Here is a 10975-nt window from a genome sequence, read left to right as displayed (position 1 = left end):
GAATACTTTATTTCGTTTCTCTGGCAAAGAAGACCGTCGCCTTTTTTAAGATATCTTTCTCCATCTCAAGACGACGCACCTGCTCTTTCAGGCGACGGGTTTCAGCTGTTCATCTGTTAGCTTACCATTGCCCCGAAAGGCCTGTTCATCCTGAGCCTGATGCTCTTTGATCCAGCGTCTGAGCATATTGTCATTGATCTCAAGACTTCTGGCTGCTTCAGCGACTTTATAATCCTGTTCGAGTACCAATGAAATGGCATCCAGCTTAAATTCTTTGGTGTAACTTTTTCTGGTCATTATTTTCTCTCCAGTTAATGGAGTTATCCTTAACTGGACTGGTTACATCTATTAGACCACCTCATACCCCGATTTAATAAATCCGGTGCAACAGACACAACCTGTTCGGCATAAAGCTCAACGCGTGTTTTGCCTTGCTGATCCAGTGTTTGCCAGGCATTGAGCCCATAGGCCGTATGAGATTGAAGATCAATAATCGATATCAGAGACACTTCCAGTCCTCGCTCTGCCTTTTTGGAAGCGCCACTGTAGAACATACCCAGCCCTTCAGTATGCTTACCGCTCTTACGCATAAAACTGGCATCAATAGCCGCAATACATTGATGTGATTTGTTAAGTTCACCAAAAATCAGGCGAGTATTGAACTCATAAAAGTTAAAGGTGTAGCGATACCAGCGGCTGAAGCGTTTTTCACTCATAACACTGTATCGGCTCATATTGCGAAAATTTGCTTTGCCCTGTACGACCACTAAAGCTGTCAGCAGGAGTGCGATAAAATTTTTTTGTGGTTTGCTGATGGACATTGAGTCCAGAACAGTTTTTACTAAAGATTCCATGAGTAGACTTCTGCGGTATATGGTTTTGGCGAATGATATTTTCGCAGTTTCTACTCATGTGACCAGCCTCTTTTCTTCCTGAAACTGTCCGAACTATTGCTATGATTGATCTCGACTTAAGTAACAAGCCGGATTTAATATCACATAAAAACTTAGGCCTTACCATTGGGACAAATAATGACGCAAGGATGGTCTTCCACACTATAAATACAGGTTGCTAACAAAATCACTAGCTAACTAAACGACCAAATCTTTTTGTATCTTTTTGTAAAAAACTCTATGTAACCGATCTACATATACAAATAAGGCCCTCTTTTTCTCAATAGAAGGGCTAAAAGTGTCACATGTTTTGAGAAAACAAATCAGATATACAGCGCCTGAGGGTTAATATTCTCTTCCGTATTTGCCTCTGTTAACCAACTAAGCGTCACAGGCAAATGATACAGACGCTCATTGGCCAACTGCGGCCAGATATGACATAACCCAGGTATAAAGACCTTAGCCGTCTTTATTGGTAGAGGTTCACGGGAATAGTTCAGCACCAGTGTTTCAAAACCCAAAGCTTTGAGCTTATATACAATCGCCAAAATATCTTGCTTAATATCGCCGCTTGGCTCAAACAGATAAGCCTCCGGTTGTACATCAGCAGCAGGATTAAGATGGGGGCCACCTACAATGGCATCAAAGTCAAACGGCGCACCGTTCTGATTGCGGATCGGTATAAGTTGACACAACTCAGTTAACGCACGTTGAGCGGCTAGTTCCGGTTGTAAATGACAACCAAAACCGAAGATATAGCCACCAGTTCCTTTATGCCTACCAATCGCAGCCATCACAGGAACACCCATATCATGAGTTAGGTCTAACACCCAATAATCATGTTTATCCGCAAGACTCTCATGCAGAGGGCCATAGTATTCTGGATCGATACGACCTAAATCAAAGCCTGGTCTTGGGATTCGGTTATACCACCAGATCGCCGTTGCATCCCGCTCAATCAGCTCAAACAACGCCTGTAAAATTGCCTCTTCCAGCGTATTCCCCGCCGCCGCACCATTCGAGTGCCAACGACCAAACCGGTCCTCTTCAAAAGGCGTATTCGCAAAGCAACTCACCAAAGGCACATAAACTTGCTCCTCTTCTGTCAAAGACCAAGTAGGTAACCAGTGAATCGCTTCCCCATTATAGGGCTGAGCCGCTTGCTTTAATTGTGAATCTGGATGGTTTGCATCTGTGAAACAGTCAAACTGAGCAGCGCTATAGGGCACTAACGATTGAAAATCATAGTAACGCTTACCCAGCGCCTGTGGAGTCTTGAGTAATAAAGGCTCACTCCCCTGGTACTGAGCCGAATAGCGTTCTATCGCTTCACACAGCGCACTTGCCCTGGATTGCTCATGAGTTACGCCTTTACCCAAGCAGGTTTGAACAAAGCTGTCCTCGGCAATTTTGGCGATATCCTTTGGTGGTAGAGCTTTGTAAAACGCCGTACGATAAATCTTAACGGGATAATCACCTTCCGACGCCAGCTCTTCCAGCGTTGAAATTACACCGGTTACAGGATCAATCAGAGGCTTGAGTTTAGCGACCGTTTCTGAAGGGCAGATATGGCGTGAACCACCATCTTTATTAAACTCCACCGAACAAGATTTCAGCTCAATAGGCTGTAATACCTGCTCTGTAAATGCTTCAGGACTAACCTCCAAAGCATTATTAAAAGCATGATGCGTAACCCCACCGGTAAAACTGATTTCAATCAGGGCATCCTCAGCAGACTGCAAACTCTGACAAATGCTATCCGATAGCTTTTGTTGAGAGTATTCACTGACAGAAGAAAAGTCAGTGTCTTTAATCGGAGGGCAATGGCTTTGTTCTGGAAACAGATTAGCCAGCATGCGCAAAACAGGTTTGTTAGCTAACAATCGGCTCTGGAACGACACGAAACGATTTGCAGAACCGGCTGAGAATACAGGACTCACATTTACTGTACGTTCAGTCTGACAAATAAAAGCACAGGGGCTATCAATCCGCTGAACAACCTCAACTAAGCCTTTATCTAAAAAATCATCGACCCAAATCAAACGTGCAGTATTGTCACCTTCAAGCCTGGAAGCACACTGCTCCAACAGCAATAAAAGAGCACTATCGCTACTGGATGAAAGCTTAATCACAGACTCAGCAAGTCGACTTTGAGACAGTACTTCAACGGGTAAGCTCTGACGGTACTGATCACCTGAATCAGTAAAACAATCCGAGTTTTCTTTCAGATAGTCCACCCGGTAGAGAAAGGTACTACCATCTAATAAGTTAGTTGATGCACCAGCAATCTCATCCTGGCTTTTCTCACCATCAATTAAATTGAAAAGAGGAAAATGTTGTCTGGATAACCAAAATTGGTCATCTGTGCTTGATAACACGACACTCTCATCGGGCAAAGTGTAAACCCGATACTTACGGTTCCATTGAAGTACGTTCTGAGTCATCTTTAAATCTTAAAAAACGATTTGGGGTTTTCTTCCAGAATTTCTCTCAACTGCTGCTCTGAAAGATCCGGCATCTCATTTGCAATTTCGTGTAGATCAAAGTGCAAATGATCAGGGTGAGGGTAATCACTGGCATAAACCAATCTTTCGTGACCGATCATCTCAAGTGCATCTTTCATCGGCTCACCAATCTCAACAGAGACCCAACACTGCCGTTTGAAATACTCAGACGGCGGCATTTTGATCGCATCCTGAGTTAAATAAGGAAACTCGTCATAACAGATATTATCTAAACGCCATAACCACTGAGGAACCCAGGAGCAACCTGCTTCTAAGAATAAAAAACGTAACTTAGGATGTCTCTCCAGCACACCTGCCTCTAATAAGGTAATGAAGGCCATCTGCGCTTCCATGGGATGAGAACAAGCATGCAAATTAAAACGTGTTGAGAAGCGATCCATTCCTACAGTAGTGCCCTGCAAATGAGTGCCACCATGGAAAGCAATGCCTATATCATTGGCTTCACAAGCATCCCAGAAAGCTTCATATTCAGGATGGCCTAAAGTTTTACCCAGAATTGGCTCAGGCCTCAGAGTAATAGTCTTCCAGCCTCGCCTAGCAATGTCTTCTACCTGGGAAACAAGGCTACTGGTATCGTGACGACTAACCATACCAACAGCTTTTAAGCGTTCATTGTTATAAGCGCAGTAATCTTCTAACCAACGGTTATAAGCCTGCGCATACCCTAAAGAGCTTTCTGCACTGATATCTTTATGATTAACAATATACATACAGAAAGTAGGAAAAATATTGGCTACAGCTACACCAGACTCATCCATAGACTCTATCTGGGTATTAGGGTAAGACGCTCTTCTTCTTTCACCAGAGCTTTTTTTATCAATCAAAGCACTGGCAATCTGTTGTTGTTCATCCCAATTGCTCAATATTGGGAAATCACCGAGATAAACGATAGGAGGTAAGGGTTTATCAATACCTGTACGCTCAAAGCGATCAGTTTGTTTTTCTAAATTATCCGGATGAAAGGTGATGGGATATTGGGAAATAACTCTTTTGTCAGCGTATTCTTGCCACATTTCCAATGGCTCAATAACGTGACGATCACAGTCAATAATTCTGCTCAACGAACACCTTCCTATTATTCATATTAACCAGCAAAAATAGTTGGGCACATTCTGTCATCATCAAGAATTGCCGCATAACCAAAATCTTCGGCCTCATCATCAAAGCATGTTTTATCCGTTACAAGGCCGACAGCAATAGCAATACGTTCTAAATCAGAGTGATTCTCACCACTACCATGCAATGTATCCATATGATGAAAACAAACTCCACCAGCAGGAATTAAAGCATATTCTTCTTGCCATGTATTTTCTGGGCACTCGCACCGCATTAGAGCTTTCTGAGTGTTAATATCCTGAATATGCCCCCCAGAATATTTAAACTTTGTCTCCCATTGATGAGACTCTTTCACATAAGTTATAGGACCACTATTCATCAAAATATCAGTCAATGGTAACCACATTGTTATGGCATTTTTGGCAAAAAAAGGCACATGCTCAGAATCACGATGCAAACCAACATGACCCTGTTTACCTGCACCAACTGGTTTGTAATAGAGTTGTGACCCCCATATCTTTACTTTTTTAGCACCCGATATTTGAGACGCAGCCTTACCAAGATGCTCACTAGTGAGTAACTTATAGATACAAGGATCAGAAAGATGAACTTGTGAAATACGAGTAATTTCGCTAACCCCATCTCCCACAAAGCACCAAGGCTCAATTCCTGTTTGATATTCCTTCTTTAATATACGGTAAACTGCTTGCTTTGCATCAAGTACCAAGTCTTTTGAAATACCAGAATCTTCAATGATTATAAAACCATCATCATTATATTTGTCTGCTAAACCTGTGGTCTGGTACATAGCATGCTCTTATTATCAACGAGGGAATGAAAAAGGTGTCCATATTGAACACCTTCGAAGCAATAAATCAGCTGCTAGTGAATGGGTTGTTAGCACCTTTTGCAATCAAATCAGCCAGAGCCATAGGTTGCTCTAGTTCTGGGGGGGCAGGAAACTCAACAGTTACACGGCTAACATAAGCATTATGGTTGAATTGACCATTTACAACAGGAGCCTCAGCCGCATACTCACCATTAACAACTAACCCCTCACTTACGACATAACCTAAGCTGTTGGTAAGCTCTTTATTTAAATTAACATTAAGGTTTAAAGTTTCTTGATTAAAGCTTTCATTACCCCAAATATAAGCTGCTAATCGAGGTACAAACTGAATCCAATCATAGTCGGCATCAACTTCTTCTACACCGGTACGATCGCCTACCTGGGAATCCAACATTGCAGGCTGAACAGCCTGAACGCTCTCCGTAGCGAATGCACCACTGACGGCTTGTCCAAATGGATAGTACATACCCAGCTGAACAAACTGAGATAGTACTTCAACGGCTTGACTCTTATCAGTAGGCTTCTTGGGTATTCTGATTGTAAGGCCTACAGAAAGATTCTCCCAGCCATTAATTGGACGATAAGCATCACTAACATCATATTTTGGCAGAGGGAAAGAGCTTCCATCATTAACTGTTATTTCAACGATTTTATGACCATTTCCACCTGGCTCAGAAGTAAAGGCCACAATACCGTTACCTTCATTTACAGCATTAATCACGTTTAGTGACTTCAAAACATGCCAAAGAACATCTTCTGAACTGACTGTTTCTGTGATTTCTTGGTAGTTACTCCAATAATAAGCTACTGCTCTTTGCCAAAGCATTTCCCATGTTGCTACATCTTTAACAAAGATACTTGTTGAGCCAGTATTCAAGTTATCCATCTAAACTTACCTCAAGCATTAATCGAAAGAACCTTTCAAGTCGGATAGGCTATTTGAGTGATCAATTAAAAACCCTCTTAACTCATCTAACCTTTTCTCATTCTCACAGACTTCTATCGCTAAATCAATTTCAGATAGAAATATTCTTGACTCATACTCTAAATAATTAGCACCCTGAGATTGAGCAGTTTCAATAGCTTCAAGCAAATTATCTTTAACCCTGCTCGATACAAACCCATCTTTCTTATAATAAGACATTGCTAAAGCATGCTGAATGATTGGAAACACTGCATACTCCTGCGACTTTTTAGCCTCAGTCATTGACATTTCCATCATTTCTATTGCTCCATCCGCATCATTTAGCAAAAGCATTTTTCTAGCGATTAAGTGGAAATACCAACCTGTGGCAAAATTTTGAACTGAGTTAACTAGAAAGACAATATGATCCCTAGCCTTTACTACATCCCCAGCTGCTGCCGCTGACATAATATCCATATAGATTTTATAAAAAATTGGCTCCATTTCATTATAATGGTTGTTGTTGTAGTAATTCGCCACTTCCAGAACAATAGAATCCTTCTTCAGCATTGAGTAAAACAATGCCTTAAAATTCAAGGAGATCATAATTGAAATACTGCTCTTTTTGCTTTCAGCGTAACGAATAGAGGAGCCAAGTGCCTCAACAGATTCGTCTAAACGACCAACATGAATATATGACAATGATAAGAATGCAAGTGTAGTTGGGTAAAAGTCATACCCATACTCTAAGCTGACATGATGCGATGTATTTTGATCATATATGGATAAAGAAGTTTCGAAACTGAGAATTGATTTTTCGAGCTCTCCACTAAACTGATAAATCTGGCCCAGGACTGATAGCACCAGCATTCGGAACTCGCTGAACTCCTCACCAGAATACCTATCGAGGAGAGACTCACCGAACTCCCTAGCTACTTCTCTCTGAGATGAGTAGTGCAAGTTAGCTAATTTGATCCACTCTATCTTAACTTGAACTTTATCCAAGGCTGGGTATATCTCACTAGAATCAAAAAGTTTAGAGCCTTTAATCTCTTCACTCCAGTCACTAGCCTTATCAGAGGAAAAGCCTTCTACAGCTAATGCTGCAGGTAACAAGAGTTCGTATAACGACAACTTCCTTCTATACTCATCACTCTCACAGCCGATTCTCTCAATCCATTTATCCACAATTTCTCTAGCAATTAGGGCCTCATTATAAGAGAAACTCCAAACAAGGTTTTCAATACTTTTAAAGCCAAAGTCAGCCGCCTCAGAGTATCTCTCTCCTTCGCCTAAATGCCTTGCAAGCTCCAGAGGCTGCTCTTCAATTATATGAGGGAAGTTGCTGATAATTGCATCTGCTAACCTATTATGGCTACTTTTAAGAGATAGTCCCCCTATACTCTCATATGCAGCATCTCTCACTAGGGCGTGCTTAAAGAGATAGCTATCACCATCAACTTTACGCTGTTGATAAACCAGTTCTGCTTCTACCAACTCATTAAGGTCATTCTGAACCTGACTTTCAGTATGATTCGATGCAGCCACAAGAAGATCATAGTCAAACTCACGTCCTATGGTTGCTGCTAACTGAGCGGTTTCTTTGGCGGAAACCAATGAGTCTAGCTTTTGCTGCAAGGAGTCTCTTAAACTGGTAGGTACTTCATCCAGTTTATCTGGACTAATAAAGACAATCATGCCATTTAGTCTATGAACCAGCTCTTTCTGCTGCAGCATTTTGACCAGCTCTTCGATAAATAGCGGGATACCGTCTGTACGATCTATCAGTAGTTTCAGTACATCTTTTCCAATAACTTCTTTATCAAACAGCGCTGAGATAAAGTCTTTAGTAGACTCCGCATCCAGGCGGTTTATTTCGACTGACTTGAAACCTTTATCCGCCAGTAGTTGCGGGAGCGGCTGGCGGGATGTACTGATAAACACATCATCAGAGGCTTGAATATTGTTTGCAAACTGAGCAATAAATTCGATACTGGTGGGGTCAGCCCAGTGCATATCTTCGAAGATATAGAGCTTTTTAGCGTCATGCCCTTCACTGTTCATAAACAGAGCCGACAGGGCATTGAATAGGTACTGTTTTTGTACGTCTGGAGCAAAAGTTGATGGTTCCATACCTTCCGGTAGTGGAATATTAAGCCAGGTAAGCAGTACTGGTAATGCCTGTGTTACCACTGAAGCGTGCTCATTGTCGAGTAGCTCTGCCAGATCTATCAGTAAAGCTGTCGTTTGGTCATTATCCAATGCATCCAGCGAATACTTGAACTTCAGCAAATTAAGAATAGGGTATAGGGCGTTATTCTGGTGTTCTGGCAGGCACTGGGCTACATAATGGTAGTAGCCTTTAGCTTTGTTTCTCAGCTCAAATACGAGACGGGATTTACCTATACCGGCTTCACCATACACATGGGCCAGTCTTGATGACTCTTCCTCATGGTTTTGATGATCCAGAATACGGCTCAGGGTATCCAGCTCTTGTTCCCGGCCGATAAAGCATTCGTTACGCTGTTTCCCTCGTAAGAAGCCAAACGCTTCAACCAATCGTTCGCCGGTCAGTTTAAAGGTTGGGATCTGTTCGGCATTGACACCGACTTCAATCACGCTGGCAGGGTCAAATTGAATATAGGCTTCTAGTAATTTACGGACGATATCAGAACAAAGAATCTGATTTTCTCCCGCTTGTCGGCATAACTCCAGTGCAGTGTTGGGTGTCTCTCCTTCTGGCGTTGAATCCGCATAGGTGGTGACCAGACCGGTATGTATCCCGAGGCGTGCACGCATGACAATGCCTTGACCACTGCTCAGTTGAGCATTTCGTTTCGCCAGACTACCAATAATATCCAGTGCGGTACGGGCACATAAGCGGGCGTCGTTGTCGCTCACGGCGGGATAACCGAAATAGAACAGTAGGGTATCACCTAGAGTACCGACATGGGTTGCACTATAACGTACGGCAATATCGACACATTGGTTTTTCTGGTCGTGGTGCAGGGCTTCTACTACTTCACTGTCAATTATACCATCTGTGACTTTACGCACCTGCAAGCACACTGCCAATGCGGTGATCTGTTTACGCTCCACCAGGCTGGTCATAGCATGTGCGTTACTGTTAACCATGGTGTCCTGCTCGGTGGTAACAGCACAGGTGGTCGTATCGGCGAGACCTCCTACTCCACGACTGGACAGATTGCCCACAAGATTGGAAAAATTCAGCTTTTTAAGTTCACTGAATAGCTCAGGGCCGGTAATGGTGCGTTCATGGGATTTTTTCTGTAACGCCCGGCGTAACAGTGCAGCCACAGGATGCCCGACAATGGGTGCCGGTAGCGGGACATTCGTCTGACTAAGCTGTTTATGGAAGATAGCCGCTACACTTGGTCCGGAGACCGCAGGTTCACCGGTTAAGCATTCCAGAAATACCAAAGCCCAAACATATATATCGGTTTTAACAGAGGGCGCTTCTCCACGCAGCTGCTCTGGTGAGCTATAGGAGGGTGTCCCCAGGGTTTCCTGAGTCAGAGTCAGTGTCCTGTAGTCATGCTGACGCGCCTCGTTCACCAGGGTGCCGATACCAAAATCCAGCACTTTTGCGTAGGTTTTAACGCCGGTTTGCTGCAGCATGATATTAGCAGGTTTAATATCCCTGTGAATCACGCCTTGTTCATGGGCATGCACCAGGGCTTCCAGTACTTGCCCCATGATTTCTGCTGTTTCTACCGCAGGAAGCGCGCCTGATTCGATAAGGGCTTCTTTTAAGCTTTTACCATCAACGTATTCAAATACAGCATACAGTAGATCATTCTTACCCCGCCCTTTATCCAATAAACGGACAATATTAGGATGCTCTAATCGACTGCAAAGTAATGTTTCCCGTTCAAAACGTTCGATATAACGTTTCTTTTTCGGCTCATCAAACTCAGGGTCCATAACCAGAAATTTAATGGCGACAGCTTGCCCTGTGTTAATCTGTGTTGCCTTGTAAACACAGCCAAACCCACCTTCGCCAATTTTTTCTAATAGCTTATAGGCAGGTGAATCGAAATTTTTTGTTATTGCATCGTAGCTGACTGAATCTGCCGCCATTTTTGGATATCCCATCATGCGTTGAATGACATATCTAAACGCTGATAAATGCTACTTCCCCACCGATAGCATGACTGTTTGCTCCTGATGATAAAGCCGACAGTTATTTTCGTTTAGATATGTAATTCTGGCTAAATATTAATCAATATATATAAATAAAAAACCAATACGAAAACTAAGGTATCAGTTTTCTGTTAGCGGTGAAAGTAAAGCATAGTTAGAAAAGTAGCCGCTTTCGGTACTTCTTAAAAAACCATTATGAATACGACGAAACGGTACCTAACAGCGCCGAAATCACAACATATAATTTTCTCGCATATACTAACACCTGGACAGTGCGAAGTTCTCGATAGAGGAAGCATAAGCTTGACGCCTCTCTAGTTTATGGTCTGGACTTAAATTCACCACAAACCAAAGTCAGGCCAAAAACCAGGAGGCGACTATGAAATTATGGTGGGTGTGGTTTGCCGCTGTCCAGTCTTTAAAATCAGCTTGCTCAAGAAAACGAACATTCTTATGGTTATGCCTCGTTCTTATGGGCTTTACTGTCCGAGCCGATAACGCCGGTGTTTCCAGCTTTATTCGAGCACTATCTCTTAATCCCCGTCATTACCCCTCTCTTCTACACCTGTTTCATTCGAGTGCT

6 protein-coding genes and 2 pseudogenes are annotated in these 10975 nt (G+C 42.8%); 1 reads left to right on the top strand and 7 read right to left on the bottom strand.

Translation table 11 applies throughout. From position 1 onward, the window contains the following. From H579_RS26385 to H579_RS26370, 7 genes and pseudogenes are all read right to left on the bottom strand, one after another. Positions 1–300 (bottom strand): annotated as a pseudogene (locus H579_RS26385) (transposase); the annotation flags it as partial. A gap of 26 nt (positions 301–326) precedes the next feature. Then, positions 327–854: a hypothetical protein gene (locus H579_RS28100; protein ID WP_051227860.1), complete on the bottom strand. Its 528-nt coding sequence runs from the start codon at positions 852–854 to the stop codon at positions 327–329. A gap of 362 nt (positions 855–1216) precedes the next feature. Further along, a complete protein-coding gene (locus tag H579_RS28095; RefSeq protein ID WP_051227856.1) occupies positions 1217–3337 on the bottom strand; it encodes a YcaO-like family protein in 2121 nt (706 codons plus the stop codon). 2 nt (positions 3338–3339) lie between these two features. Further along, positions 3340–4479, bottom strand: a complete 1140-nt coding sequence (locus tag H579_RS0118035) for an amidohydrolase family protein (RefSeq protein ID WP_028301837.1) — start codon at positions 4477–4479, stop codon at positions 3340–3342. Positions 4480–4502: 23 nt separating this feature from the next. After that, on the bottom strand, positions 4503–5282 hold the full coding sequence (locus tag H579_RS0118030) for a phytanoyl-CoA dioxygenase family protein (protein WP_028301836.1): 780 nt from the start codon (positions 5280–5282) through the stop codon (positions 4503–4505). 67 nt (positions 5283–5349) lie between these two features. Continuing rightward, positions 5350–6210: a hypothetical protein gene (locus tag H579_RS0118025; protein ID WP_028301835.1), complete on the bottom strand. Its 861-nt coding sequence runs from the start codon at positions 6208–6210 to the stop codon at positions 5350–5352. 18 nt (positions 6211–6228) lie between these two features. Beyond that, the gene (locus H579_RS26370; RefSeq protein WP_051227853.1) at positions 6229–10329 is read right to left on the bottom strand and encodes a TOMM system kinase/cyclase fusion protein; all 4101 of its coding nucleotides are present in this window, start codon (positions 10327–10329) and stop codon (positions 6229–6231) included. Positions 10330–10771: 442 nt separating this feature from the next. Here H579_RS26370 and H579_RS29520 point away from each other — a divergent pair. Beyond that, positions 10772–10975 (top strand): annotated as a pseudogene (locus H579_RS29520) (IS4-like element ISCku4 family transposase); the annotation flags it as partial.

The sequence above is a fragment of the Oceanospirillum beijerinckii DSM 7166 genome (genome assembly GCF_000422425.1).
Taxonomy (GTDB): Bacteria; Pseudomonadota; Gammaproteobacteria; order Pseudomonadales; family Halomonadaceae; genus Oceanospirillum; species Oceanospirillum beijerinckii.
Note: the sequence above shows the minus strand (reverse complement) of the source record. Positions and strands in the feature narration are given on the sequence as shown.